This window comes from Acinetobacter sp. YH12211, assembly GCF_013418015.1.
Lineage (GTDB): Bacteria > Pseudomonadota > Gammaproteobacteria > Pseudomonadales > Moraxellaceae > Acinetobacter > Acinetobacter towneri.
Genome location: NZ_VPCW01000004.1, coordinates 50,113 through 74,997, shown reverse-complemented (window position 1 = coordinate 74,997; position 24,885 = coordinate 50,113). Strand labels below are relative to the sequence as shown.

Sequence of the window (24,885 nt, the reverse complement as noted above, 5' to 3'; positions counted from 1 at the left end):
CAAATTATTCGGAAAATAATTCGAAGTTGCAGGGAATTTGCAACTAAAGAAGAAAAAAAACAAAGAAAATTACAAGGAGTACGCTTATGCTCAAGCAGAGCATCGGCATTGGTATGCTGTTTATCGCAGGTCATGCATATAGTAGTAATATCATTGTCACCACCACTGCTGACACCAAAGCAGATGATCAACAATGTTCTTTGCGTGAAGCCATTGAGTATATTAATTTAGGCATGCCTGAAGAAGGCTATTTGGGCTGTGGCGGCAAAAATGCCTCAAGTGTGATTTTATTAGAAAAGAAAGCCGTCTATCAAATTGATACTCAACTTAAAATTACAGAAAACCTTGAAATTAAAACCACCTATGACAGTAGTCTGAATGATAAAACTGCCCCAGGTTTGAATAATGCCACGATTCAGATGCGCGGCAATGAGCGAATTTTCCACATTGAAGATAGCAAGGATCGTTTCTTAAAAGTTTCTTTAAAAGAATTAACTTTACAGGGCTGCGGTGAGGAACGCTGTCGTCAGCAACAAGGTGGTCTGATTTATAATAATGAACATTTAATTTTAGACTATGTGAAACTGAGTCAGGGTGTAGCCAATCAAGGTGGGGCAATTTATAACCTCGCACAAATGACTGACGAGAAGATCCCTGCAGGTTTTATTGAGATCAAAAATAGCTTGCTTGAAGCTAACCAAGCGCAGGAAGGTGGCGTCATTTATACGCAATTCCCACGCTTTGTGATTACAACTTCAGTATTTAAAGGCAACAAAACCATATCAGTTGCTTCAGCCAATCTCTATTCTGCAGCAAGTTTGGCAGATGAAGAAATCAAAGCCTTTCCTAGTATGGGGAATATGATCGTGAGCAGTACTTTTACTGCAAATGAAGGCTATGTCATGAATGTGCTGGATGATATTGGTGTCAATAACATTAGCTTGATTGGTAACAGCCGTGGTGTGTATCTCAACGCACCTTTGGGTAAAGCCTATATTGCCAATAGTGTGATTTTGGGTAATCCACATCCTGTGAGTGTGAATACTGCAGCAAACTGTGTGCAAGCAGGTTCAGATGCAACAAGATTGCAAAATAATTTAGTCGGCGCAGGCTGTGGAGCAGGCGATAGCAACTATCCAAATACGCTATGGACTGCAAATTCGGTGCTTGCAGGTAATCTGCTTGAAGGTGCATGCCAAACCCTCAGTCAAGATAAAACGGCACTCTTTTGTCCATATCAAGTTCCTGAAAACTCATTCTTGGGCTTTATGCGCCCACGCGTATTGCTCAGTTATAACAGCCTGAAAGATTCTGTGGTGTTGAATCAGGGGCAATTACAACTGGGGGATAATACGGTAGTCGGTTGTGCTGCTTCAGATCAGCGCGGTAAAAACCGTCAGTCAGATATTACCTTATGTGACCGTGGTGCAATAGAGGTGATGGTTCCTGAAACTATGGGGCTTATAGGTCAAGATATTTTGGCGGGTCAAATTGCTAAAATGTCGGTGAGTGATTTGTTGGGTGATAGTGATTTGGTACCTAAAGAGTTTTGTGATCAGGTCTTTCCAAACAATCCGACAGGCCAAGCATGGCAAGCAGGTTGTGTGCAAATCGAGCAACTTGATACACGCTCTAAAGGAAAATTGACTGTAGATGAGTTAGGGAATTTGATATATACCCCAGATTCTGCTTGGCATGGTGCAGATGTTTTTAAAATTAAATTAGTCACCAGTACCACACGTTTTAACAGCACAACACCTTATATGGAAGTGAAAGTCCAAGTTATTCAAGAACATGAAAATCGTATGGAAAGCGATAAAATAAAAGTTTCTGGCGGTGCATGGAGCGCTTACGGATTAATGGCTTTATTGGGCTTGTTGGGTTTAAGCCGTAGAAAAGCATAAAGGATGAATATGAAAAATAATAAAAAAACACTATTAGGGATAATGGTGCTGTCTGCTATGTCGCTTATGGCAGCAGATAATCGTGTGATTCAGGTCACGACCTTTGAAGATCAAAATGGTGAAGACTTAAGCAAATGTTCATTACGTGAAGCGTTAGTTGCGGCCAAGCAGAATATTGCGTTCGGTGGATGTAGCGCAGGCAATACCAACCGTGGTGCAACCGATATGATTCAGTTGCAGGCTGGGGAATATATCTTAAACTCAGAATTACGCCCGCAATCTATGGTGCGTATTTATGGGGCGACAGCGGTCGACTATAACCAAGTAGATCCAATTACACATCGTTATCCTTCAATTGCACCGTTAAAAACCACTATTAATGCACATGGCAATAGCCGCATTATCAATACTTCAGATACCCAAGCCAGCGTGGCGCTATACGATGTCATTCTAAAAAATGGGAATGCCCATGGTGGTGGTAATGCAAACCCTGCAGATGCAGGCAAGGGTGGTGCATTATTTGTGGCAGGCCCATTAGCTGCGAACAATGTCGAAATTCAAAATTCGCATGCAGAACAAGGTGGTGCAATTTACGTTGTTGCTCATCAAGCGGAGCGTCAAGTCAATTTAGAGAATGCTTATATCCATGCGAACCAAGCCAAAGTAGGTAGTGTGTTGGCAATGGATTGTAGTGCCAACTTGGTCAATACACGCTCTATGGTGAAAATTGACCGCAGCAGTATTGTGAAAAATGGTGCTGCAAATAGTCTTAGTACTTTTGATCTTTGCGGCCAACCAGATCTTGCGTTGACTGCCAGTACGATTGCACAAAACCAAGCTGATACCAGCAAAGGTCATATCTTTAACTTAAGTAATGCAGAAAATCATCCGCTTAGCACTTTGTCACAGGTGTATTTGCAAAGTAATACCATTGTTGAAAATAAAGCATTGAGTACTTTGTTTTATGACAATTATCCACGTATTGTCCTCTCTTTTAATATGTTGGCCTTTAACCAAGGTAAATCTTGTCGTTATGCATTCCCTGCGAGCTTAGAGCAGGCGCGCAACATCAACACAATTCGCAATGCCTTATTCGCAATGGGATCAGCGACAGAGCAAGGCGAGTGTGATTTGCCTGAAACAGCAAATAGTTCTTATGATGGTGCTAAAAATTTGGATTTGACAGGGCTTAGCTTTGATCAAGTATTGCAGCCCTTGCAAGAACCATCTGCTTATAATTTATTCCTGCCGTTGTATTATCCAAAACTTGGTTCAGACCCTGCGAAAGATTTGATTGATGTAAACAGCATGGGGTGTAGTGATTATGAACAACGTGGTTTAGCGCGGGTGAGTAATGCAACTTTAACTTTAAATCCTGATGCAAAAAATACCTGTGAAATTGGCTCTGTAGAAGTGATGCGCTTAAATGCAGCCGATATTCAAAGCTTGCGTAATGTCTCTTATGAAAGTTTATTTGCCAATTATCAGCAACAAATTGACCGTATTCAGTCTGCGATAGATCAAAGTAAAGATGCTGCATCTTCGGTCGTTTCTCAATCGCGTACTGATTTGAAAACGATGCAGGATTTGTTGGCGAATACCAAAGCTAAGCAGCAATATCGTGCCATTTATGTTGATCCATTTGCGATGGCATTAAAGCAAGATGAACCAACTGCAGATGGGAAATTTGTTCAGTTAAGACAGCTTAATTCTGACAACTTTAGCATTAGCACTGAAGTATTGGGGATTGGTGCAATTTCGGGTTCAGGTACCACATTTAGTACCGATAAATTGACCCAAGATCCACTATTCAAATGTGAATGGGATGCACAGTTGCAACGGATTGTGATGTATCGACTGAATGATAAAGTCACAGAAGCAACCGATTCAGCGTATTGTAAATACACCATTACCTCAAAATTGGACAGTAATTTGCATTCTTCGGGCTTACTTGAAGGTAAATTTAGCAATATTGCCCCAATTGCAAAAGATGATCGTGTACGACTTGAATATGGTACAGACCTCAAAGTGAGTTTTAATCCATTGCTGAATGATAGCGATGCAGGCGATGGTTCTATCAGCACTTTGAAAGAAAATACCAATAAGCCTGCATTCTATAAAGATAGTACAGGACAAGAACTGGCAATTCGTTTTACACAAGTACCTTCAGGTGTGGTACTTACGGCAGATCGTGAAGCACATTGTCCTGGGGATTATGCACGTGAAATTTGTTATGGTGGCAATATTCAGGTTCAAGTACGAAATAGCTTTAGCCCATTTGATTATGAGCTGAAATACAGGATTTTCGATCATGAACTGGAATTATCGCCTGAAGCGACTATTACTTTAGAAAATACAGCGAAAAATACCAATTATGAAGCCAGTGGTGGCGGTGGGGGAAGCTTAGGTTTCTGGGGTATGTTTGGTTTAATCGGATTGGCGTTCTATCGTCAACGTCCAAGAAAATCGTAATCTACAGACTCTTTATTGCAAAAGCCTCATCTGTTTTACACGATGAGGCTTTTGTTATTGGTGACTTCAAGTACTTTCTATTATCCATGAACAGATAAAATTAGTGACTCATTGCAGGCTGCTGATATTTAAGAATGTATTCCTGACGAATTAAAGGTCGTTGTTCAGGTGTTGCTTGTTGCAAGCGTTGTCCTAATTCACGACGTTCTTGCGTGCTCATTTTTTGCCAAGTTTCACGCATTTTTTGTTTTTCGCTATCAGGCAGTTGAGTAAACCAATCCATCCGCTGCTGTAAAGCTACGCTTTTTTCTGCAGGAATTTCTTTTAAGTTTTGATAGCGCTTAATTAAGGCCAATTGTTCTTCTTCAGAAAGAGTTTCCCAGGTTTCTGAAATTTGCGTATCTGCATCTTTGGAAAAAATCCAAAAACGCTCAAACCCTGCAAAACTGGTTTGTAAAAAACTGAGCGCACAACACGCAATCACAATTCGTTTAGCTGCCATGTGGAACTTTGTCCTCACCCAACACCATTAACATTTCTAAATCTTCCACCATTTGTGGAGAAAGTTTAGGAACAGATACAGCTTGATTCTGCGGCTGTGTGGTCATTTCCATTGAATTTGGCAAGACCACAAAACCTGCAATTGCCGCAGCCAATGCAAAACCTGACATTTTCCAAAGCCCATAGCGCGATGTTTTCTTGTCTTGAATATTGTCCAAGACATGATTCATGACCGCGGCTTTGTCTTGATGGTGGCGAGCCAATCCATCAAGTTTAGATGTCACTTGTTTTAAGAAATCATCTTGTTTCATTCTGATGATCCTCCCAGATACGGATTCATATGTGCCAAACTGTTGCGTAAAGCTTGAATAGCACGGTGATAATGCGTTTTTACACTGCCTTCAGTGCAGTTCATAATTTGTGCGGTGGTTTGCGTATCAAAACCTTCCCAAGCACGTAACATAAAAGCTTGTTGTTGCCGCACAGGAAGCCCCGCAATTGCTGCCTGAATTTCTTCTACAGTCACAGCTTGATCTAAAAACTCTGCAGGATTGAGTGCTTGCTCATCGACAATATCAAGTTGTTCAACATCGTCATCATCTAAACTGATTTTTTTGAACCATGAAAACGGTTGAGCGCGGCGAGCTTCTTTACGACGCCAATCTTGTAATTTGTTATTTAAAATGGTGTAAAACAGGGGATACCATTCCTCTGTGGCTTTGTCAGCATAAGATTTATGCAAGGAAATAAAGGCTTCTTGCACCAAATCCATAGCAATGCCGTGCTGTCCTTGCGTTGCACTTTCCATCATCACTAAGGCACGCCCCGTTACGTCTTGCATGAAATTCTTCAGACGTTGCTCAGCCGTACTCTTAAGAGCACTCAAATTTTCCGAGTGTGACGACTTCGGGTTTAAATCCATAGAGATGGAAAATCCTGTCATTGGATACCCACCATTATTTTTAACATCATATTTTTATAACGCTAAAAACAATGGTTTGGTTGACATTGCAAGTTATTATTTTCAGTCTAATCTATTTTTTTTGCAGGGCTAGTCTTTTTAAAATAAATTAACCATTTACAGACGTTGGCGTACCATTTCAAAGAAACAGATTGAGCCTGCAATTGCCACATTCAAAGATTCCTGTCCACCTGGTTGTGGAATACTTACCGCTTCTGCATGCTGTAAGGCATAATCGGACACACCTTGACCTTCATTGCCTAGAATCCAGACGCAAGCCTTACGCAGATTTTTGGAATAGAGACTTTCTGCATGGTGTGAACTGGTCACATATACAGGAATCTGAAATTGTGCTAAGAGATCTTCGAGTTCAATATTTTCAAAGGTATGCAAGCTAAAGTGTGCGCCCATGCCTGCACGTAACACCCGTGGCGACCAAAGTGAGGCAGAACCTTTGGTACAAATAATTTGTTCAATACCTGCTGCTGCTGCAGAGCGCAATAAGGTGCCGACATTACCCGGATCTTGCACATTTTCTAAAATCAGTGTGTCTGCTTTAAAGTCTAAAGCTTGGCTTGAACTTGGCACGTCGACAATGGCTAAACAGGCAAGGGAAGTGCCTAAAGTGCTTAAATCTTTATATAAAGATTCGCCAATGACAAAGACCACGCCTGTGTATTTAGCCAAAATACGCTCATAGTCAGGATGGCTTAGTGCATGTTCGGTGGTAAAAATCGAATTGATTTTTTTATTTTCATGTAACCACGCCAGACACAAATGTGTACCTTCAAGTACCGTTTGTCCCTGTTTTTTGCGATAGTTATTTTGTTCAATTAAACCACGTAAGTGCTTAATTTTCGGGTTATCTTTTGATTCTAAAAAAATCGTAGGCATGCGATAAAATCCACAGCAGTCAGCGAATGGCCGACTGCTGTTGTTAAAAATTATTGATGGTAGCTGCTGACCAAATCGACTTCATTTTTTGAGCCAATGATGACAGGCACACGTTGATGTAGGTCTGTGGGTTGGATGTCTAAAATACGCACACGACCTGTGGTTGCCGCACCGCCTGCTTGTTCCATGAGCATACTCATTGGATTGGCTTCATACATTAAACGTAAACGACCTGCTTTTTTCGGGTCTTTTAAGTCGTATGGATACATGAAAACCCCGCTACGGCAAAGGATACGGTGAATATCGCCTACCATACATGCAACCCAACGCATGTTAAAGTCTTTTTCGCGTGGCCCAGTTTTACCAGCCAAAAGCTCATCAATATAGCGTTTTACAGGTGCTTCCCAATGGCGTTGGTTTGAAGCATTGATCGCGTATTCTTTTGTATCGGCAGCAACTTGAATGTTGTCGGCAGTCACCAAGAACTCTTGGCTTTCTGGGTCAAAGGTAAAGAATACCACGCCTGCACCAACAGTGAGCGCCATCATGGTAGATGGGCCATACAGGACATAACCTGCAGCAACTTGTTGTGTACCTGCTTGCATAAAGTCTGCAGCTTGGGTCACGGCATGTTTTGCAGGTAAAATTGAGAAAATAGTACCCACACACATATTGATGTCGATGTTGCTTGAACCATCCAGTGGGTCAAATAACACTAAATATTGACCATTTTCCTGAGCAGGAGTGAATTCGTCTAATTCTTCCGACGCCAAACCACCCACATTAGGATGTTTTTGTAACGCATCAATTAAATAATCATTTGAAATAACATCTAATTTCTTTTGTTCTTCGCCTTGTACGTTTTCATTTTGCGCACTGCCTAATACGCCCGCCAACGCACCTTTTTGTAATGTTTGGTCAATTGTTTTGCAAGTATTGGCTATAGTTTCAATTACTTGAGCAAGTTCGGGTGTTAAATTTCCAGTTTGTTGTTGTAGAAATTGGGAAAGGGTGCGGTATGACATGACTGGAAAACTCCGAATGACTGCAAAAATGAGGATAACAATATGCTGCAATAGTTTAGATGAGAACGCGTTAAAAGAAAAATTAAACTCGACTATTTGCTGTGATTTTACCCTTGCAAGTCCTGCAGAAAGTGCTATGTTGATGTGAAGGATTTAATTTGAGATAGGAGCACAGATATGACAACGTTAAAGTTTGATGCGACTCCAACGCCAAGCGAAGGGATTAGTTTAGACGATATTTCTGAGGACAAGATGAAAGCCGCTTGGAAAGATTACGAGTCTAAACCTGAATATAAAAAGTTTAACAAGCATGATTTGATTGAATCTATGCAAACTGCAAAAGCTGATGCCGAGTCGGAATAACTGAAGCAAAGCTGTATTTCTGCACTTATCTGTTAGTTTTTAAAATATTCGTTTGCCCAGTTTTTTATGTCATAAAAAAGCGCCCTTGTAATAAAGAGCGCTTTTTTCGTATTGGGGAAACACGTTCTAAACGAGTTTTTGCCAAACAGCAAATTATTATTTCAATAATGGTGGAACAGCTTCGTAGTTAATTTCTACGCGACGGTTTTCTTTCCATGCATTTTCATCATGTCCAGGGTTGACTGGCATTTCTTTACCATAGCTCACTGCTTCAAGCTGACCTGCGTTAACGCCGCTAGTGATTAAGAAGCTCTCAACCGCTTTGGCACGACGCTCGCCTAAAGCCATGTTGTATTCGCGTGTACCGCGTTCATCGGTATGACCTGTAAGCGCTACTTTAGAGTTGGCATTCGCCATTAGAAACTGTGCATGTGCTTGTAGGGTCTGGTAATCATCATTAGATAATTCGCTGCTGTCGTAGTCAAAATGCACCACGCGCTTTGCCAAGAAAGCTTTGTTGGCTTCGGTTACACCTTTGGCAGATGCACCTGCAAGGTTTTGTGCATTTAAAGCTGCATCTTCACTCAAACCTTGGGTGTTGACTGTAGTTGCACCACTTGGTGTTTGACCTGCTTGTGAGTCAGTCGTTGGTTTGCGGTTTGCACAACCTGTCATCACTAAAGCCGATGCCAAAACAGGGAGTACCAATAATTTAACTGCGTTCATCCTCATCTCCATGAAGCTTGATTTTTGGTTTTAAAACAGAACTGAAAACGTATTTACTTTGCGGGTACTCATTATTTTGGTGCCCACGCAGGTTCACGCACTTCACCTTGTTCACTAGGTAAGTTCATGCGGAAGCGACCATCTAAAGACATAATCGATAATAAGCCACGAGCACCTTCGCGTGTCGCGTACACTACCATTTGCCCATTTGGTGAGAAGCTTGGCGACTCATCCAAACTGGTTGGGGTTAAAATATTGGTGATATTGGTGTTGATGTCTTGAATTGCGACTTTGTAGTTACTGCCACTTGGACGATGTACCAATGCCAGTTTACGACCGTCGGCACTGAGCGTACCACGTGCGTTAAATGCACCGCGGAAGGTTAGGCGTTTGCTGCTGCCTGTGGCAAAGTCATAACGATAAATTTGTGCGGAACCACCACGATCTGAAGTGTAAATAAATGATTTACCATCTGGTGCATAACGTGCTTCGGTATCAATCGCACTGTCATTGGTCATGCGTCGCAGTTCACGGGTGCTTAAATTCATTTGATAAATTTCTGGATTGCCATGCATGGATGCGGTAAACAACATACTTTGACCATCTGGTGAGAAGCTTGGAGCACCATTTAAACCACGGAAACTGGCTAATTTTTCACGCTGACCTGTCGCCAAATCTTGCACATAAATAGCAGGGCGTTTGGTTTCAAACGACACATAGGCAATTTTTTTGGCATCTGGTGTCCACGCAGGCGACAAAATAGGATCACGCGAAGTCAAAATGGTTTTAGGCTGTTCACCATCAGTATCGGCAATTTGCAGGGTATAGCGTTGTTCAGGTGTTGCAGGGTTGCGCAGTACATAAGCAATGCGTCCGCTAAAGTCACCTTTAATGCCCGTGAGTGCTTCATAAATGGCATCACTGATCATGTGTGCAGCAGAACGTACGCGTGACGCAGGCACGCTTAATAATTCATTCAATAAGTATTGCTGTTTTTGCACATCATAAAGTTGGTAATGAACTTCATAACCGCCTTCTGCAGTGGCTTTGACATTTCCCGTCACCACATAAGGTACACCTGCGGCTTGCCATGCAGCTGCATTTGGATTGTTCATGCTTGCAGTTGCAGCAAGGTTTTTAGATGAACTGGTGAATTTGCCTGAACGGTTTAAATCGTTTTCTACAATAGGATAAATACTTTGATCATTGCCAAACGGCACAATCGCAATTTTAGGTGCTTCTTCTGGTGCTTTGGCAATTTCTAAATGCAGTTGTGCAAAAGATTGTGTGCTTAAAACTGGGCTAAGCGCAGTTAAAATAGCAAGACAAAGTAGGTGTTTACGCGTTGTTTCCATCATTCGCTATTTTCTCAAATCAACATAACTTTTTTGGATGTAATTGTGGTACATAATGGCATGCTTTGGTAGGAATGAAAGCATGAATTTATAATAAAACTGTTATAACACTGTGAAAATTTAAATTTATTTATACTCGTAAATATTTTGAGAAGGAGTTAGCCAAATAGATGTTATTCGGCTAACTGGTAACTTATTGCGCTGTAAAGGTAGAGGTGAAGCTACGTGCTTCGCGTCGTGCATCTGGGTCTGATGGCATCGGATAAGGTGCGGCAGCACGAACAGCAGCTTCTACACTGGCTTTCATGTCAGGGTCGCTAGAATTAACCACGACAGACTGAACTGCGCCACTGTCACTTAAAGTCACGCGGGCAGTTGCACGTTGACCCGAAGAACCAGCTGGGGTATCCCACGCTCGTCTGATTTTATTTTCGAAATCGCGTTTAGCAGTGGATGCAATGCGTCGTACTTCAGCCTTTTTCTGAGCAGCTTCTTCTGCAGCTTGTTTGGCAGCTGAAGCTTTGGCTTCAGTATCGGCACGTGCCTTCGCTTCGGCATCAGCTTTGGCTTTTGCATCTGCGTCAGCCTTACGTTTTGCTTCGGCATCAGCTTTGGCTTTTGCATCTGCAGCAGCTTTACGTTTTGCGTCGGCATCAGCTTTGGCTTTTGCATCTGCTGCAGCTTTACGTTTTGCATCGGCATCTGCTTTGGTTTTTGCATCTGCGTCAGCTTTACGTTTTGCCTCAGCATCTGCCTTGGCTTTTGCATCTGCTTCAGCTTTGCGTTTTGCTGCTGCATTGGCTTCGAGTTGACGTCTTTCTGCCGCTTCTGCTTTTTTCAGGGCTTCGGCTTCTTTACGACGTACAGCATCTGCTTCAGCACGTGCTTTGGCATCGGCTTGAGCTTTTGCTTTGGCGTCAGCTTCTCGTTGAGCACGTTCTTCGGCGCGTGCTTGTTGAGCTTTTAAGCGTTCAGCTTCTAGTTTTTGTCGCTCTGCAATTTGTTTGGCTTCAGCAGCTTGTCGTTCTGCACGTGCTTGAGCCTCTGCTGCTTGTGCAGTTTTTTGTGTATCAACTTGAGGAGCGGGTGGCGTAGGAGCCGCTGCAGGTGTTGGAATGACAGGGGCAGGTTCAAGAGCAGGCTCGGCTGTTTGAGTAATTTGCTCTGCTACATTTTCATGTGTGGTTTCAGCAGATTTAGTTTCTAATAAGGGTTTTAAATCTTCTGGTTTTATTAATACCGTTTTAATGGGTTTAGGCGGCTCAGGTGCTTTACTCATGCCCAAATAAAGCAAGCCAACCACTGCGACAAGGTGGACACCTACAGTGAACCCAATCGCGATGGCTTTTTGTTGAAAAGGTGGCTTTTTAAAATCTTTCATAAATTACTTTAAAGGCTCGGTCAGCAATCCAACTTGGGTTAAACCCGCATCTTGTAAGTCAGACATTAACGCAATCACATCACCATAAGGGCGTGTATTATGACCGCGAATAACAACCTGAAACTCTTTGTTTTCAGCTTTGGCTTGAATTTGAGCATCGGTCAAAATTTGTTTCAGTTGGGCTAATTCCAAAGGTTCGGCTTTGTGTTCTTTGTATTCTAAAAAATATTGCCCATCTTTATTTAAAGTCACCAAAGCAGGGGCATCTTTCGATTCAATTGGATTACCATTGGCTTGAGGTAAATCGACTTGAATCCCACTGGTAATCATTGGTGCAGTGACCATAAAAATCACCAATAACACCAACATGACATCAATATAAGGCACTACATTCATGTCACTTTTGAGTGGTTTTTTTATGCGCTCGAAGCGTCCTGAGCGTTGAATGGCCATTAGTCGTGATCCTGAGTATTGCCTAAAGATTGACGTTGTAATAAAGCCACCATTTCTTCGGCAAATAAAGCACGATCAGAATAAATCGCTTCGCCTTTGGCGGTGTAATGGTTAAAGGCAAGTACCGCAGGAATGGCGGCAAATAAACCAATGGCTGTGGCAATGAGGGCTTCGGCAATCCCTGGTGCGACTGTTGCTAATGTGACTTGATCGACATCTGCCAGTCCAATAAAGGCATTCATAATACCCCAGACGGTACCAAATAAACCCACGTATGGCGCAACCGAACCAATGCTGGCCAATGCACCTAAGCCTTGTTCAAGTTGGGCTTGGTCGCGACTTAAACCGACACGTAAGATACGCTCTGTGCCTTCAATGGTTTGTGAAGCATGCGCTTGGCGCTTTTTGAGTTTTAAAAACTCACCTAAGCCTTGATAAAAAATATCTTCCAAACCGACACGTTTTGAATTGAGCTGTGCATTGTTGTAAAGCGTATTTAATTCTGCACCAGACCAGAAGATTTTCTGGAAATGCTGATCATCTGCCTGTGCCTTTTTATAGCTCATGTGTAACTTGGCAATCAGATACCAACTGTATAATGATGCTAAAAGCAGCGAGAGCATTACCAGCTGAACAACAGGACTTGCTTGTAAAATAAGATCTGATACTTGAAGAGATGATTCGAGTTGTGTTGCCATAGTTACTACATGTGCCAATTCATTTTTTTAATCTTGTCCTAATTCTTTCAGAATAAGGCTACGAATTTCATCTGGCAGACGACGTGGTTTCATATCTGAACCCAGACAGGCCAATTCAACCTCGCCAGATGCAAGCATGATTTCACCACGATAAATATTTTGTTGCAATACAAATGATGACGCTTTACACGAAACTACACTTGCTGTAACAGTAATTAGGTCATCCATAAAGATTGGACGTGAATATTTCACGTTAATTTTATGTACGACAAAGTTATAGTCTTGTTGATGCCAATAATGATCAACACCCGACGCACGAAGCCACTCGGTACGGGTACGTTCCATAAAGCGAATATGGTTGGCGTGGTAAACAATGCCGCCTGCATCAGTATCTTCCATATAGATACGAATTTTAAATTCAAATTTATTCGCCATGATGATGTTCCGCTTCAATGTTGCAAAGTTGTTTGATAAGCAATACTTATAGCTTACGCCGTGTCTGTGAAATTGACGTGAATCGGTGCTATAAGTCAAGCTGTGTATAGCGTGGCAGTTTATCATTCTCAACGCTTCGTCCAATGGCACAAGATTTCAAACATGCTTTTAAGTTAAAATTAGCTGCCTGCCTGATACATGCAGATGATCCACCCCAATGAGCAGCACATGAGCCGTTTAGTTAAATTTTTTATGGTAATTGCCATATTGTATTTGTTGTGGATGACGCTGTTCCAGCCAGATGGAGGAATTGCGGATAGCACAACCTATCAGTCATCGCAGCAAGTGCATCAATTTAAAGACTATATCATTCAAGCTTTGGAAACCTATGAAGGTGAGTTTCGGGTATTGTCACGTGAAAATTATAATTTTGGACGTGAAGCCGAACTTAGCCCTGTCGATTTTGCTTTGGGATGGGGCGAAATGGCCAAGCCTGAAGTGTATAAACAGTTGTCTATTCGTCAAAGCAACCGTTGGTATCATTGGCGTTATGAACAAGCACCCCCGATTCCTGTGCAAGAGATTGCAAGTTTGAGCGCTAATACGCATTTAATTCCTGCCACACCCGCGATTGCGACACAGTTAAAACAGATTGATGAAGATGATTTGATTTATTTGAAAGGTAAATTGGTTGAAGTTACTGCCGCAGATGGGTGGCAGTGGCGCAGTTCTTTAAGCCGTCATGATACAGGGGCGGGCGCGTGTGAATTAATGCTTGTTGAAGATGTGCGTATTATTGAAAATTAGGGTCTATCTACAGACCCAATTGACCTAAATATTTAATAGCTTAAAGGGAGATAGCTCCCTTCAAGCTATTTTTTCCTTTGAGCTATTTTTCTTTTGGCTCTGGCGGTGTCATCCCAAATTGTAAATACGCCATATTGGTCGCAATACGCCCGCGAGCGGTTCGCATTACATAACCTTGTTGAATTAGGTATGGTTCAATTACATCTTCCAAAGTGCCAGAGTCTTCAGCCATAGCAGCGGCCAAAGCTTCCACACCTGCAGGCCCACCATCAAAACGCTCTAATAACATTGATAAATAACGACGGTCTAAGGTATCTAAACCATCTTTATCGACATTCAGCATATCTAGCGCACGTTGTGCCATCTCTTGCGTGACTTCACCTGTGCCTTTGACCTGCGCATAGTCACGAACGCGACGCAATAATCGGTTGGCAATACGTGGTGTACCGCGCGAACGACGAGCGACTTCATTGGCTCCTGCATCGGTCATTGGCACATCCATTAGACTTGCCGAACGTTTGACAATATGGGTCAAATCTTCAACCGAGTAAAATTCCAAACGCTGCACAATACCAAAACGGTCACGCAACGGTGAGGTGAGTAAACCTGCGCGTGTGGTGGCGGCGACAAGGGTAAATGGTGGCAAGTCCAGTTTAATGGAGCGTGCTGCAGGCCCTTCACCAATCATGATGTCCAGTTGATAATCTTCCATCGCTGGATACAAAATTTCTTCAATCACAGGTGAAAGACGGTGAATTTCATCAATAAATAACACATCGCCTTCTTCAAGATTGGTCAGCATGGCGGCTAAATCGCCTGCGCGCTCTAAGACAGGCCCTGAAGTAGATTTAAGATTGCCGCCCATTTCACGGGCAATAATATTGGCGAGTGTGGTTTTACCTAAACCTGGTGGTCCAAAAATCAGGGTGTGGTCCAATGCTTCTGCGCGTCCACGGGCTGCACCAATGAAAATTTCCATTTGTTCACGCACTACAGGTTGCCCAATATAGTCATCGAGTGAGGTGGGGCGAATGGCGCGATCAATTTGATCTTCGGGTTTTTCAGAACCACTGATTAGACGGTCTTGCATATCGTGTTAACTAATCTCTTGAGCTGGGCATTTTGATGCTGCATGCACAGCCTCAAAGTATGAGTTGCGTTTAAATGCCTTTGCGAAGGCATGATTTTACTTTTGAAAGATCAAAAGTAACAAAAATCTTATGTTGAGTTGAGGGTATATCCCTATACCCCAACTCAACGGGCGACATCCATGTCGCCAGTCATGTATCCAATATTGGAAAGATGAACTTACGCTAGGTTTGTTGGCATCTTTTATTTATTCATCGACTTTAATGCTGCACGGATAATATCACTGGCTTCGGTAAAATCGGCCTTGACTGCATTAATCAGTTTTTGTGCTTCGGCAGGTTTATAACCTAAAGATTGTAAAGCGGCTTCGGCTTCGGCAACAGCAGAATTGCCTGTAAACTGAATTTGGGTCACAGTGGAATTGCTGCTGCTCACTTCGTTGGACATGGCTTTAAAGCGATCACGTAATTCAATCATCAGGCGTTCAGCGGTTTTTTTGCCCACACCTGGTACTTTAATCAGGGTGTTAATGTCTTCATGTTCTACGGTGTGAATCAGTAATTCGACACTCAAGGTTGATAAAATACCTAGCGCCATTTTCGGGCCGACACCATTGACTTTGAGTAAAGTACGGAAAATGGTTTTTTCTTGGGCTTCTAAAAAGCCATATAACAATTGAGCATCTTCACGCACAGCTAAATGCGTCCACAGGGTAATTTTCTGCCCCTTTTGTAACTGGCAAAATGTGGTGAGCGGCGTGTCAATTTCATAGCCCACACCATTTACATTCAGCAACACGGTTGGTGCTTCTAAAGCCAATACTTCGCCAATAAGACATCCGATCATATTTGTGATTCACTGATTGATTTAAAATAAGTTGCTGTTCGCATAGTAGAGCGCATTTTCACAAAAGGCAAAATCTGCGCTTAAATCCTACTTCTATTTATATACAAGTATTGATATGCAAATTATTCATTACAGCAAGCCGACCTTATTGCCTTGTAATTCTTGCGACAAGTTATAGGCTTGGTGATCTGAAAACTTAGAGATAATGTCCAAGACTTGCATGATATTGTCATAATGATTATGCGCAAAATCTGCCCCTGAGCGTTGCAAGATGGACATTAAACACTGCTCTTTAAAACTTAGGGTTTTATGGGGTGTGGTGAGCGGAATAAACGCATCCAAAATATTTTGTAAACTTTGATGCGCAATAATTTCCAATCCAGCTTTTTGCGGATGCTCGAAAATTTTCTCACGCGCTAAGTCTTTGGCGCGATTAATACCAATTTCAATATCTGCTGAGCAATACTGTAAAAGGCTGCCTTTAAGTTGTCCCATTAGGATTTCAAAATGGTGTTTGGCAAACGCTGTGGTGACTTCATCGACTAAACGCTTCATGACCCGACCACGCAAAGCGGCAATTTTTTGTTGCCATGTGGTACGTGCCATCGCTAGTTCTGCAGGAATACCGTAGTCACCAATCAAGTTTAAAAAGATCGGTTCAACTTCTTCATAGCTGAGCATGTTTAAAATAATGCCATCTTCCAAATCAATTAAGGCATAGCAAATATCATCCGCTGCCTCCAATAAATATGTCAGTGGATGACGACAATAGTGATAATCGCCCAATTGAATCAGTCCAAGTTGTTCTGCAATTTGTTTGAGAATTTCTTTTTCGGCTTGGTAACAACCAAATTTATCACGTTGATTGGCAGGGCGGTTGCCTTGTTCGGCAATGGTTTTGGAGAGCCACGGATATTTTAAATAAGCGCCTAAAGTGGCATAGGTTAAACGCATGCCGCCATCATTTGGATGATAGTCAATTTTGGTGAGTAGACGTAAACCTTGCGCATTGCCTTCAAATTGACGTACGTCGGCTTCTTCCTCATCACTAAGTTTGGCGAGAAAATTGCCGTGTGAAGCATCGTCAAACCATTCACGAATGGCATATTCGCCTGCATGTCCGAAAGGTGGATTACCAATATCATGTGCCAAGCAAGCGGCTTGAATAATCGCACCGACATCGGCAGGGGAAATCCACATAGGCAAGTGGTCTTTAATTTTTTCTGCAGCCAACATCCCTAATGAACGTCCAATACAAGACACTTCTAAAGAATGGGTTAGGCGAGTGTGAATACCATCGTGTTGAGTCAATGGATGGACTTGGGTTTTACGGTTTAACTGTCTAAAACTTTGCGAAAAAATAATACGGTCATAATCTTTATGAAAAGGGCTGCGCGCCTGTTCTGTACTTTGTTTTTTACTACCAATTCGAACTGTGGAAAGCAGTTCTAACCAACGCATTTGAGTCATTTATCATTATTCACTATGTGCTTGTTTTGCATCATGCCAAAAAAATGACAAAAGCTCTAGGGGCGTGCGACATGGCTTGTCTTTTTAAATCTAAATTTATACAAAATGGGGGATAAGTTTGTGGCGAAGCGTACTTTAAATTTTTTTTTGGGGCTATATAAATTGAGGATTGGATGATGCGTATAGGTTGCCAAAATAGCAACAATGCTCAAATTTTTATGCTAATTTCTAATTAATTGTGAAATGGATAGCGAAGCTTAAATATGCTCAAACTGATTTATTATGTGCCTGAATCTCATCTTGAAGAAACCAAACTGGCTATTTTTGCAGCGGGTGCAGGTGGAATTGGCAATTATGAACATTGTGCATGGCAGGTTTTAGGCACAGGGCAATTTAAACCTGTCAAAGGAGCAAATCCGTTTATTGGCGAGTTAGATGCTTTGGAACACGTTGCCGAGTGGCGCGTGGAAACTATTGTACCTGAGCAAAATGCTCAGGCAGTCGCAAAAGCGCTCAAGGCAAGTCATCCTTACGAAGAGCCTGCCTTTGAGTTTATGCAACTTTTAGATATTAATTTTTAAAGACTTAAATACCAATTTTTAAAGAAAAATAGAATTGTACGATCACTCATATATGGATTGGGGCAAATATAAGTTGCGTAGATAGAGTTTACTTTTCACGGGCGAAAAGTAACAAAAGCCCTCTGTTAGACTGATGGTACGTCCTGTACCACAGTCTAACGGGCGACATCCTTGTCGCCTTGTCGCGAGTCGAAATGTGGCTAGGTTTTAAAAGTACAGTTGAAATATTAGGGTCTGTTGACACTTCATCTATGTTTGCGACGTGAGAGATATATCTCGCAAGGTTTTTTTAGCTGCTATAAGGCATGGGGCAGGAAATTTAGTTATTCTAAATGACTGACTCATAACGCAATAGCAGCAAAAAATATGCTCGTCCCCTTGCGCAGCAAACAAAGCAGCGCTTTGTTCTTGCTCATGTGGCTAAAACTTTCTCAGATTACGTTATGAAACTTGGCAATAGTCTCGCTATTCCTTGCGTTTCATGCCTAATCTGCTCAGTTTTAGCCTACAGCGCAAGCCATTTATGAAATGTTAACAGCCCCTAGACTTTCTGAATAAACAGGTCACGGTCAAAACGGTATTGCGGGAAAAAGACACCATCTTCGGCACGTTCACCTGCAGCAATCACCATCACTGGAAATTGTTGATCATTCAGTTTTAAGAGTTTGCGTACCATCGGCTCATCAAAACCTTCCATCATGCAGCTATCAAAACCGTGTGCGCGAAGGGCCAAGACCATATTTTCACAGGCGAGTGCTGTAGTTTTACTTGCCCAAAGTTTGGCATCTGCAGGGTTAAATGCAGTCACAGGTAATTGTTTATCTAAACTACGTGCAATTTTGAAAGCGACTTTCTTAAAGTTACCTACTGCGTTTAAGTAGCCAGTCATGTAGTTATAAGGAATAAACTTGTAATATTTTTTGACTGAAGCAGGTGCTTCAGGAAAAGGGAACTCGCTGATATTCTTTTTTGCCATTTCATCAACACGGTCTGTACGTGCAATACACACGATTAGCTCTGCTGCAGTACGAGCAGCGAGTTGTCCTAAGCAGGCTTTAACCAGTTGTTTTTTCTTGGCAGGATTTTGCACCACGACAAAAGTCCACGGTTGTAAATTAGATGAGTTTGGTGCCAATAAAGCCATATCTAAACAATCATCCAATACTTCCGCAGGAATGGCTTTGTCGGTAAATTTACGCACCGAACGACGGCTTTGAATGACTTTTTTAAAGTTTTCTACATCAATATCTTGTGGTGCAGGTTCAAAATAACGTTCTTTTTTTTCAGCTTTAACATCGGCTGGATTTGGATTAGACATTACAATTTTCCTCAATTTTTTAATGATTGATAGCACATTGCAGAATATGGGGGCGAATAAAGAAAAAACCACATTCAGCCAAAATGAATGTGGTTTTAAAACGTCTAGTTTACTTGAAATGGGTGTAAGTACATTTCAGCTAAACAGCGCTTAATTAAATTGGCTGAAATCAGGTTTACGTTTTTGCATAAAGGCCTGCACTGCTTCCATCATTTCTGCTGAGCCGACACGTTGCATAAAAATCTCAGCTTCATGGTCAATCCAAGCCACAATTTCATCGACATTATGTTTCATGAGGGCTTTAGATTGTTTAAGTGAAGCTAATGGTAAAGCTGCCAATTGTGCTGCTTTTTGTTGCGCCGTTGCATAGACATCAGTTTCAATGCTATTAACTAAATTTGCCGATAATGCCGTTTCGCTATTGAATTTTTGTGCAGTTAGCAACAGTTCAGCCGCCTTGTGATAGCCTGCTTGTTCTACCAGAAGTTTGCTTGATGCACCTTCAGGCGATAAGCCCAAGCTCACAAATGGAATTTGGAATAGGGCAGTATTGTCGCTATACACCAAATCTGCATGCAATAAAATTGTGACACCAATGCCAATCGCCACCCCACGTACAGCTGCAATCAGCGGTTTAGAAAACTTGGCTGCAGATTTTAATAAGATGAATGGAGGACCTTCGGCAGCAGGTAGTTGTCCTTTAAGTGCGGCAGACTTCATAAAGTCTTGCATGTCATTGCCTGCGCTAAAGTCTGCATCTGCACCACGTAAAATCACACAACGTACTGCGTTGGACTGATCTGCTTCATCTAAGGCTTGTGCAATCCACAAATATAATTCACCATACAGCGCGTTTTTTGCTTCTGGTCGGTTGATGGCTAAAGTCAGTACGCCATTGTCTAAATTCGCATTCAAATGTGGGTGAGGTTGTTGAATACAGCTCAGTGTCATCGTACTATCCTTGCTTTGATTGGTTTGAATTTATGGCTCATTATGTCGCAAATTCGCAGCGCTGGCACAACTCATGAGTTCATAAAAAGTTAGTGAATGATGAGATTTGCGTTCCTAATTCAATGTGAAATTTATTTAGAATTTGGGGTTGTTCATTTAAAAAATGAATAAGCAAGGCGGAATCTTAACGTCTATTAATTCTATTTTAGGATTAACCTTCGGTTCGACCTACTTTTGTTTTGGCAAAAGTAGGCAAAACCATTTGTCATCCACGAAACCTGCCCAATTATTGTTTTTGATTTATTATCTTGCAAAAACAATAATGAGTTGATACCACGCAGGTTGTGGATGACATTTCCGCGTATCAGATAGCATCATGTTGTTATCAAAATTAGGATTGGCGTATTTATTATGCAATATACGTTTGATTATTTGGTTTTCATTGGCCGCTTTCAGCCATTTCATTTGGCGCATTTGCAAACCATTCAAATTGCGTTAGCACGTAGTCATTATGTGATTTTGGCATTAGGTTCTGCACAAAATGAGCGCAATTTAAAAAATCCGTTTTTAGCCAAAGAACGTGAGCAGATGATTTTGTCTAACTTTTCACCTGAGATGCAAGAACGGATTAAGTTTGTGCATGTCGTAGATGTCTACAATGATGAAAAATGGCAAAAACTAGTCAAATCTTTAGTCGGTGAATTGATTCAACCGCAAGATCGTGTTGGTTTAATTGGGCATTTTAAAGATGACTCGTCTTATTATTTAAAGTTTTTCCCTGAATGGGAGATGGTAGAATTAGACAGCTTGCAAGATGCCATGTCTGCTACGCCTGCACGTGAGGCTTATTATCGTGGGGAAATACAGCCTAATTTTTTCCCGCAAGGCACAATTGATTTCTTAACCGCATTTCAAAACACGGAAATTTATCGTCAATTACAAGACAAATACCAGCAGCAGGACAGCAGTAATTTGACGGAGTAATCCAGTTTTTAAATGAAAAAGGATGATTGAAAAAGCTTTCAATCATCCAGAACATTGTGTTTTTTTAGAGGCTGAAAATTAAGCCTGTAAAGCGGTTAAATCCGCAAGCACTTGCTCGGCATGTCCTGCAGCTTTGACTTTACGATATTCTTTCAGTAATTGACCTTGATGGAAAATAAAAGTAGAGCGTTCAATGCCCATAACTTTTTTGCCATACATATTTTTTTCTTTAATCACATCAAACAACTGACACAATACTTCTTCTTTATCGCTAATCAAGTTGATGCCTAAAGATTGTTTTTCGGTAAAGTTTTGATGGGCTTTGACTGAGTCGCGCGAAATGCCAATGATGGTGGTATTAAGCGCATCAAATTGTGGCTTTAGCGCAGTAAAATCGACAGCTTGTGTGGTGCAGCCTGGGGTAGAATCTTTCGGGTAAAAATACACCACTAACCAATCTGTACCAAGTTCGGTTAAATTGACTTCGCCTGTGGTTGCAGGAAAAGCTTGATTTGGTAATTGAATTGTCGTGCTCATATTTTTCTCCAAAATCATGCACATAAAAAACTAGCCACATAAAGTGGCTAGTTGAAATTGTTAAGAAAAATTATTTTTTCTCAGCCGCTTTCATTGCTTCTTCAGTTAAGGTTTTTAATTTACCTGTAAGCTGAGGACCAAAACAAGTTTGCAAATCTTTATTTTGCTTTTGTACAAAAGCTAAAGTCGCAGGGCTCTTTTTCTGGTTAATTGCGCTTTGAATTTCCCATTTTTGAGCGTTGGTTAATTTACCATCTGCTTCTACTGCACAAGTACAATATTTGCTTACTTCAGCTGTAGTCAGTTTTTTGCCTTTTGCAGTTTCTTCTTTACAAACATTAATTAAAGCTGCTTTTACATTGGTGCTTTTATATGCTTGTTGCAACTTGTCATTATTTGCGTGTGTCGTTGTTGCGAATAATGCAGCAACAGACATAATCGCAGAAACTATAATGTTTGATTTTAAATTTTTCATACACTTTACCTTGTTATGACGGTATATAACGCGTTGGGTCTGCAACACCGGCATCGGCAAAACCTTGTTTGCGTAAGCGACAGCTGTCACATTTACCACAAGCACGTCCTTGGTCATCTGCTTGGTAGCAAGAAACCGTTTGACTATAGTCTACGCCATGTTCAATACCTAAGCGAATAATATTTGCTTTGGATAAATGTAACAAAGGTGTCTCAAATTTTAACGGTTTGCCTTCTACGCCAACTTTGGTTGCCAAGCGTGCCATATTGGCAAAAGCATCAATAAATTCAGGACGACAGTCAGGATAGCCCGAATAATCTACCGCATTAATACCAATCACAATTGCTTCTGCATCAAAAACTTCGGCAGCTGCCAAAGCATAAGACAGGAAGATGGTATTACGCGCAGGCACATAAGTCACAGGAATACCTTCTTGCTCATGATCAGGTACTTCAATGCTGTGATCGGTCAGGGCAGAACCGCCCAAGTTGCCTAAATCAATATTAATCACACGATGCTCAATGCCTGCATTTTTAGTCAAGGCACGTGCAGCATCTAGCTCTGTAGTCGAGCGTTGACCATACATAAAACTAAGTGCAATACATTCATAACGCGCTTGTGCCCATGCCAAACACGTGGTTGAGTCTAATCCACCAGATAACAATACAATGGCACGAGGGCGCATAATTGAACTCCAAATTTTAAAATATAGCGATAGAACTTGAGCAAAAGTGTGAAGATTGACGTCAATACGAATGGGGATTCGTGAGGAGATTAACGACCTGTTTCATCATTCCAAAGCAATTTATGTAATTGCAATTGGAAACGAACAGGGAGATGGTCGGCTAAAATCCACTGTGCCAAATCACGTGCAAGTTGTGGCAAGGCGACTGCACCTTTTTCGACAGCAAATGCAGGGGAGAACCACACTGTATCGACTTTTTTATGCAACTGATATTGCTCAACTTGCTGCTTCGCCCAAAGATAATCGTCATGATTGCAAATCACAAATTTGATTTGATCATGTGGGTTTAAAAAATCTAAATTTGATAATAAGTTGCGTGACATTTCACCCGATGCAGGGGTTTTTAAATCCAGCACCTTCGACACACGGTTATCCACTTTAGAAATATCTAAAGCTCCACTGGTTTCCAAAGACACTTCACAACCTAAATCTGCCAAGCGTTGCATGAGTGGCAGTGCATTCGGTTGAGCCAGAGGTTCACCGCCCGTCACACATACATACGGTGTTTTAAATTCTAGCGTGGTTTGGATGATGTCATCTAAAGATTGACGTTCGCCACCTTCAAAAGAATAAGTGGTATCACAGTAATGGCAACGCAATGGACAACCCGTTAAACGAATAAACACGGTTGGCAAGCCCGATGTATTGGCTTCGCCCTGCAATGAATAGAAAATCTCCGTGATGCGTAAACCCGCAGACGGATCAGAAACAGGAATAGCGGAAGATCGGAGGGTATTCATAAAATTCATCACAGTATGTAAAAAAACAAAAATCCCTACGGTCATTGCTGGCCGTAGAGATGGAGAAAACTAAAAAAAGTTTAGTCTTCGCGTAATAAGTCGTTCAAACTGGTTTTTGCACGGGTTTTCGCATCTACTTTCTTCACAATGATAGCAGCATACAAGCTATAAGTGCCACATTTAGAAGGCAGGTTGCCAGAAACTACCACCGAACCTGCAGGTACACGACCATAATGGATTTCGCCAGTTTCACGGTCATAAATTTTGGTCGATTGACCAATATAAACGCCCATAGAAATGACAGAACCTTCTTCCACAATCACGCCTTCAACAATTTCAGAACGTGCGCCAATGAAGCAGTTGTCTTCAATAATAGTTGGGTTTGCTTGAAGTGGCTCAAGTACACCACCAATACCTACACCACCCGATAAATGCACGTTTTTACCAATTTGTGCACATGAACCTACAGTTGCCCATGTATCAACCATGGTGCCTTCATCTACATAAGCGCCAATATTGACATAAGATGGCATTAACACCACATTTTTGGCTTGGAATGAACCTTTACGTGCAACTGCTGGCGGTACAACACGCACACCTGCTTGTTTGAATTGCTCGTCAGTCCAACCTGTAAATTTCGTGTCTACTTTGTCGTAGAAACGCAAATCGCAAGATTCAATTGGCTTGTTATCATTGAGTTTAAAAGATAACAAAACTGCCTTTTTTAACCATTGGTGAACGATCCACTCACCATTAATTTTTTCAGCAACGCGTAATGTGCCGTTATCTAAACCTGCAATTGCTTGTTCAACTGCCTGACGAATTTCAGCGGGACAATCTGCAGCGCTGAAATTAGCGCGGTCTTCAAATGCTTGTTCAATGATTGTTGAAAGCTGAGACATCGATGTTCTTACCAGAAAAAAATTTTCCAAAGATTTTACACTATATTGAGTGAGGAATAGATAAAAATTGGAACAGATTGGAATTTATCCTTAGTAAGATAAACAAGTTAAGTTGCGCGCTAAATTGTTGAAGTTTTGAAAATAAATGCTTTTGCAATAAACAATAAGAATAAATTTGTATCAAAAAATAACAAAAACGGGGTGAATTTTGCATAAAAGCTGAACGCAACATGCTCTATAGTTTTCTCATGACAAAACGAATGAAAATTCAA

General features: G+C 41.5%; 27 protein-coding genes. 6 read left to right on the top strand and 21 right to left on the bottom strand.

Features of this window, described 5'->3' with window-relative positions:
• The first annotated feature begins 86 nt into the window (after positions 1 to 86).
• Together rbtA and FTU98_RS03395 are read left to right on the top strand one after the other, a co-directional pair.
• Positions 87 to 1,904 carry a rhombotarget A gene (rbtA, locus tag FTU98_RS03400; RefSeq protein WP_179991110.1) on the top strand — a complete coding sequence of 606 codons (1,818 nt, stop codon included), beginning with the start codon at positions 87 to 89 and terminating at the stop codon, positions 1,902 to 1,904.
• A gap of 57 nt (positions 1,905 to 1,961) precedes the next feature.
• Positions 1,962 to 4,376 carry a CSLREA domain-containing protein gene (locus FTU98_RS03395; RefSeq protein ID WP_257220005.1) on the top strand — a complete coding sequence of 805 codons (2,415 nt, stop codon included), beginning with the start codon at positions 1,962 to 1,964 and terminating at the stop codon, positions 4,374 to 4,376.
• Between the two features lie 100 nt (positions 4,377 to 4,476).
• On the opposite strand, the gene FTU98_RS03390 is transcribed toward FTU98_RS03395, so the two are convergent.
• The 5 genes from FTU98_RS03390 to FTU98_RS03370 all read right to left on the bottom strand — a co-directional run bounded on the left by FTU98_RS03390 (position 4,477) and on the right by FTU98_RS03370 (position 7,757).
• Positions 4,477 to 4,878, bottom strand: coding sequence for a DUF3106 domain-containing protein (locus tag FTU98_RS03390; RefSeq protein ID WP_004971806.1), 402 nt, complete (start codon positions 4,876 to 4,878; stop codon positions 4,477 to 4,479).
• Positions 4,868 to 5,188 carry a hypothetical protein gene (locus FTU98_RS03385; protein WP_004971804.1) on the bottom strand — a complete coding sequence of 107 codons (321 nt, stop codon included), beginning with the start codon at positions 5,186 to 5,188 and terminating at the stop codon, positions 4,868 to 4,870. Before FTU98_RS03385 ends, FTU98_RS03390 begins: the two co-directional genes overlap by 11 nt.
• On the bottom strand, positions 5,185 to 5,799 hold the full coding sequence (locus FTU98_RS03380; RefSeq protein ID WP_004971803.1) for an RNA polymerase sigma factor: 615 nt from the start codon (positions 5,797 to 5,799) through the stop codon (positions 5,185 to 5,187). Before FTU98_RS03380 ends, FTU98_RS03385 begins: the two co-directional genes overlap by 4 nt.
• Positions 5,800 to 5,955: 156 nt before the next feature.
• On the bottom strand, positions 5,956 to 6,732 hold the full coding sequence (locus FTU98_RS03375; RefSeq protein ID WP_180050424.1) for an RNA methyltransferase: 777 nt from the start codon (positions 6,730 to 6,732) through the stop codon (positions 5,956 to 5,958).
• A 50-nt stretch (positions 6,733 to 6,782) separates the two neighbouring features.
• Positions 6,783 to 7,757, bottom strand: a complete 975-nt coding sequence (locus tag FTU98_RS03370; protein ID WP_096901127.1) for a class 1 fructose-bisphosphatase — start codon at positions 7,755 to 7,757, stop codon at positions 6,783 to 6,785.
• 177 nt (positions 7,758 to 7,934) lie between these two features.
• On the opposite strand from FTU98_RS03370, the gene FTU98_RS03365 reads away from it, so the two are divergent.
• Positions 7,935 to 8,120 carry an NF038105 family protein gene (locus FTU98_RS03365; protein ID WP_004971800.1) on the top strand — a complete coding sequence of 62 codons (186 nt, stop codon included), beginning with the start codon at positions 7,935 to 7,937 and terminating at the stop codon, positions 8,118 to 8,120.
• A 156-nt stretch (positions 8,121 to 8,276) separates the two neighbouring features.
• On the opposite strand, the gene pal is transcribed toward FTU98_RS03365, so the two are convergent.
• From pal to ybgC, 6 genes are all read right to left on the bottom strand, one after another.
• On the bottom strand, positions 8,277 to 8,846 hold the full coding sequence (pal, locus tag FTU98_RS03360) for a peptidoglycan-associated lipoprotein Pal (RefSeq protein ID WP_004971799.1): 570 nt from the start codon (positions 8,844 to 8,846) through the stop codon (positions 8,277 to 8,279).
• 71 nt (positions 8,847 to 8,917) lie between these two features.
• Positions 8,918 to 10,201, bottom strand: coding sequence for a Tol-Pal system beta propeller repeat protein TolB (tolB, locus tag FTU98_RS03355; RefSeq protein WP_026438303.1), 1,284 nt, complete (start codon positions 10,199 to 10,201; stop codon positions 8,918 to 8,920).
• 193 nt (positions 10,202 to 10,394) lie between these two features.
• Positions 10,395 to 11,582, bottom strand: a complete 1,188-nt coding sequence (gene tolA, locus FTU98_RS03350; protein ID WP_179991107.1) for a cell envelope integrity protein TolA — start codon at positions 11,580 to 11,582, stop codon at positions 10,395 to 10,397.
• 3 nt (positions 11,583 to 11,585) lie between these two features.
• Positions 11,586 to 12,035: a protein TolR gene (gene tolR / locus FTU98_RS03345; protein WP_070154130.1), complete on the bottom strand. Its 450-nt coding sequence runs from the start codon at positions 12,033 to 12,035 to the stop codon at positions 11,586 to 11,588.
• Positions 12,035 to 12,733, bottom strand: coding sequence for a protein TolQ (gene tolQ, locus FTU98_RS03340; RefSeq protein WP_096901122.1), 699 nt, complete (start codon positions 12,731 to 12,733; stop codon positions 12,035 to 12,037). The genes tolR and tolQ overlap by 1 nt, the downstream gene beginning before the upstream one ends.
• Before the next feature lie 27 nt (positions 12,734 to 12,760).
• A complete protein-coding gene (gene ybgC / locus FTU98_RS03335) occupies positions 12,761 to 13,168 on the bottom strand; it encodes a tol-pal system-associated acyl-CoA thioesterase (protein WP_179991106.1) in 408 nt (135 codons plus the stop codon).
• Positions 13,169 to 13,396: 228 nt separating this feature from the next.
• Here ybgC and FTU98_RS03330 point away from each other — a divergent pair, with 228 nt between their 5' ends.
• Positions 13,397 to 13,975 carry a hypothetical protein gene (locus tag FTU98_RS03330; protein WP_179991105.1) on the top strand — a complete coding sequence of 193 codons (579 nt, stop codon included), beginning with the start codon at positions 13,397 to 13,399 and terminating at the stop codon, positions 13,973 to 13,975.
• A gap of 82 nt (positions 13,976 to 14,057) precedes the next feature.
• Here the strand turns inward: FTU98_RS03330 and ruvB are convergent, their stop codons facing one another.
• The 3 genes from ruvB to FTU98_RS03315 form a co-directional block, all read right to left on the bottom strand.
• Entirely contained in the window at positions 14,058 to 15,065 is a 1,008-nt protein-coding gene (gene ruvB / locus FTU98_RS03325; RefSeq protein ID WP_004971787.1) for a Holliday junction branch migration DNA helicase RuvB, read from the bottom strand.
• A gap of 242 nt (positions 15,066 to 15,307) precedes the next feature.
• Positions 15,308 to 15,910: a Holliday junction branch migration protein RuvA gene (gene ruvA / locus FTU98_RS03320; protein ID WP_178865673.1), complete on the bottom strand. Its 603-nt coding sequence runs from the start codon at positions 15,908 to 15,910 to the stop codon at positions 15,308 to 15,310.
• A gap of 129 nt (positions 15,911 to 16,039) precedes the next feature.
• Positions 16,040 to 17,380: a deoxyguanosinetriphosphate triphosphohydrolase gene (locus FTU98_RS03315; protein ID WP_180050421.1), complete on the bottom strand. Its 1,341-nt coding sequence runs from the start codon at positions 17,378 to 17,380 to the stop codon at positions 16,040 to 16,042.
• Positions 17,381 to 17,643: 263 nt separating this feature from the next.
• On the opposite strand from FTU98_RS03315, the gene FTU98_RS03310 reads away from it, so the two are divergent.
• Positions 17,644 to 17,961, top strand: a complete 318-nt coding sequence (locus tag FTU98_RS03310) for an NGG1p interacting factor NIF3 (protein ID WP_179991217.1) — start codon at positions 17,644 to 17,646, stop codon at positions 17,959 to 17,961.
• A gap of 541 nt (positions 17,962 to 18,502) precedes the next feature.
• Here the strand turns inward: FTU98_RS03310 and FTU98_RS03305 are convergent.
• Together FTU98_RS03305 and FTU98_RS03300 are read right to left on the bottom strand one after the other, a co-directional pair.
• Positions 18,503 to 19,279 (bottom strand): nitroreductase family protein, encoded by a 777-nt coding sequence (locus tag FTU98_RS03305; protein ID WP_180008337.1) that lies wholly within the window; start codon positions 19,277 to 19,279, stop codon positions 18,503 to 18,505.
• Positions 19,280 to 19,429: 150 nt separating this feature from the next.
• Positions 19,430 to 20,230: an enoyl-CoA hydratase-related protein gene (locus tag FTU98_RS03300; protein WP_180050418.1), complete on the bottom strand. Its 801-nt coding sequence runs from the start codon at positions 20,228 to 20,230 to the stop codon at positions 19,430 to 19,432.
• Between the two features lie 411 nt (positions 20,231 to 20,641).
• On the opposite strand from FTU98_RS03300, the gene FTU98_RS03295 reads away from it, so the two are divergent.
• Positions 20,642 to 21,214 carry a nicotinate-nicotinamide nucleotide adenylyltransferase gene (locus FTU98_RS03295; protein WP_096901115.1) on the top strand — a complete coding sequence of 191 codons (573 nt, stop codon included), beginning with the start codon at positions 20,642 to 20,644 and terminating at the stop codon, positions 21,212 to 21,214.
• A gap of 78 nt (positions 21,215 to 21,292) precedes the next feature.
• Here the strand turns inward: FTU98_RS03295 and FTU98_RS03290 are convergent, their stop codons facing one another.
• From FTU98_RS03290 to dapD, 5 genes are all read right to left on the bottom strand, one after another.
• Entirely contained in the window at positions 21,293 to 21,751 is a 459-nt protein-coding gene (locus tag FTU98_RS03290; protein ID WP_096901114.1) for a peroxiredoxin, read from the bottom strand.
• Between the two features lie 70 nt (positions 21,752 to 21,821).
• Entirely contained in the window at positions 21,822 to 22,226 is a 405-nt protein-coding gene (locus tag FTU98_RS03285; RefSeq protein ID WP_004971768.1) for a hypothetical protein, read from the bottom strand.
• A gap of 13 nt (positions 22,227 to 22,239) precedes the next feature.
• Positions 22,240 to 22,911 carry a 7-cyano-7-deazaguanine synthase QueC gene (gene queC / locus FTU98_RS03280; RefSeq protein ID WP_136144778.1) on the bottom strand — a complete coding sequence of 224 codons (672 nt, stop codon included), beginning with the start codon at positions 22,909 to 22,911 and terminating at the stop codon, positions 22,240 to 22,242.
• An 89-nt stretch (positions 22,912 to 23,000) separates the two neighbouring features.
• Positions 23,001 to 23,711: a 7-carboxy-7-deazaguanine synthase QueE gene (gene queE, locus FTU98_RS03275; RefSeq protein ID WP_136144777.1), complete on the bottom strand. Its 711-nt coding sequence runs from the start codon at positions 23,709 to 23,711 to the stop codon at positions 23,001 to 23,003.
• 80 nt (positions 23,712 to 23,791) lie between these two features.
• Positions 23,792 to 24,613, bottom strand: coding sequence for a 2,3,4,5-tetrahydropyridine-2,6-dicarboxylate N-succinyltransferase (gene dapD, locus FTU98_RS03270; protein ID WP_004971762.1), 822 nt, complete (start codon positions 24,611 to 24,613; stop codon positions 23,792 to 23,794).
• Positions 24,614 to 24,885 lie beyond the last annotated feature (272 nt).

Bases quoted from the DNA above. Each gene is read 5' to 3' on its own strand.
- rbtA (WP_179991110.1), top strand. From the start codon at position 87: ATGCTCAAGCAGAGCATCGGCATTGGTATGCTGTTTATCGCAGGTCAT.
- FTU98_RS03395 (WP_257220005.1), top strand. From the start codon at position 1,962: ATGTCGCTTATGGCAGCAGATAATCGTGTGATTCAGGTCACGACCTTT.
- FTU98_RS03390 (WP_004971806.1), bottom strand. From the start codon at position 4,878: ATGGCAGCTAAACGAATTGTGATTGCGTGTTGTGCGCTCAGTTTTTTA.
- FTU98_RS03385 (WP_004971804.1), bottom strand. From the start codon at position 5,188: ATGAAACAAGATGATTTCTTAAAACAAGTGACATCTAAACTTGATGGA.
- FTU98_RS03380 (WP_004971803.1), bottom strand. From the start codon at position 5,799: ATGGATTTAAACCCGAAGTCGTCACACTCGGAAAATTTGAGTGCTCTT.
- FTU98_RS03375 (WP_180050424.1), bottom strand. From the start codon at position 6,732: ATGCCTACGATTTTTTTAGAATCAAAAGATAACCCGAAAATTAAGCAC.
- FTU98_RS03370 (WP_096901127.1), bottom strand. From the start codon at position 7,757: ATGTCATACCGCACCCTTTCCCAATTTCTACAACAACAAACTGGAAAT.
- FTU98_RS03365 (WP_004971800.1), top strand. From the start codon at position 7,935: ATGACAACGTTAAAGTTTGATGCGACTCCAACGCCAAGCGAAGGGATT.
- pal (WP_004971799.1), bottom strand. From the start codon at position 8,846: ATGAACGCAGTTAAATTATTGGTACTCCCTGTTTTGGCATCGGCTTTA.
- tolB (WP_026438303.1), bottom strand. From the start codon at position 10,201: ATGGAAACAACGCGTAAACACCTACTTTGTCTTGCTATTTTAACTGCG.
- tolA (WP_179991107.1), bottom strand. From the start codon at position 11,582: ATGAAAGATTTTAAAAAGCCACCTTTTCAACAAAAAGCCATCGCGATT.
- tolR (WP_070154130.1), bottom strand. From the start codon at position 12,035: ATGGCCATTCAACGCTCAGGACGCTTCGAGCGCATAAAAAAACCACTC.
- tolQ (WP_096901122.1), bottom strand. From the start codon at position 12,733: ATGGCAACACAACTCGAATCATCTCTTCAAGTATCAGATCTTATTTTA.
- ybgC (WP_179991106.1), bottom strand. From the start codon at position 13,168: ATGGCGAATAAATTTGAATTTAAAATTCGTATCTATATGGAAGATACT.
- FTU98_RS03330 (WP_179991105.1), top strand. From the start codon at position 13,397: ATGAGCCGTTTAGTTAAATTTTTTATGGTAATTGCCATATTGTATTTG.
- ruvB (WP_004971787.1), bottom strand. From the start codon at position 15,065: ATGCAAGACCGTCTAATCAGTGGTTCTGAAAAACCCGAAGATCAAATT.
- ruvA (WP_178865673.1), bottom strand. From the start codon at position 15,910: ATGATCGGATGTCTTATTGGCGAAGTATTGGCTTTAGAAGCACCAACC.
- FTU98_RS03315 (WP_180050421.1), bottom strand. From the start codon at position 17,380: ATGACTCAAATGCGTTGGTTAGAACTGCTTTCCACAGTTCGAATTGGT.
- FTU98_RS03310 (WP_179991217.1), top strand. From the start codon at position 17,644: ATGCTCAAACTGATTTATTATGTGCCTGAATCTCATCTTGAAGAAACC.
- FTU98_RS03305 (WP_180008337.1), bottom strand. From the start codon at position 19,279: ATGTCTAATCCAAATCCAGCCGATGTTAAAGCTGAAAAAAAAGAACGT.
- FTU98_RS03300 (WP_180050418.1), bottom strand. From the start codon at position 20,230: ATGACACTGAGCTGTATTCAACAACCTCACCCACATTTGAATGCGAAT.
- FTU98_RS03295 (WP_096901115.1), top strand. From the start codon at position 20,642: ATGCAATATACGTTTGATTATTTGGTTTTCATTGGCCGCTTTCAGCCA.
- FTU98_RS03290 (WP_096901114.1), bottom strand. From the start codon at position 21,751: ATGAGCACGACAATTCAATTACCAAATCAAGCTTTTCCTGCAACCACA.
- FTU98_RS03285 (WP_004971768.1), bottom strand. From the start codon at position 22,226: ATGAAAAATTTAAAATCAAACATTATAGTTTCTGCGATTATGTCTGTT.
- queC (WP_136144778.1), bottom strand. From the start codon at position 22,911: ATGCGCCCTCGTGCCATTGTATTGTTATCTGGTGGATTAGACTCAACC.
- queE (WP_136144777.1), bottom strand. From the start codon at position 23,711: ATGAATACCCTCCGATCTTCCGCTATTCCTGTTTCTGATCCGTCTGCG.
- dapD (WP_004971762.1), bottom strand. From the start codon at position 24,613: ATGTCTCAGCTTTCAACAATCATTGAACAAGCATTTGAAGACCGCGCT.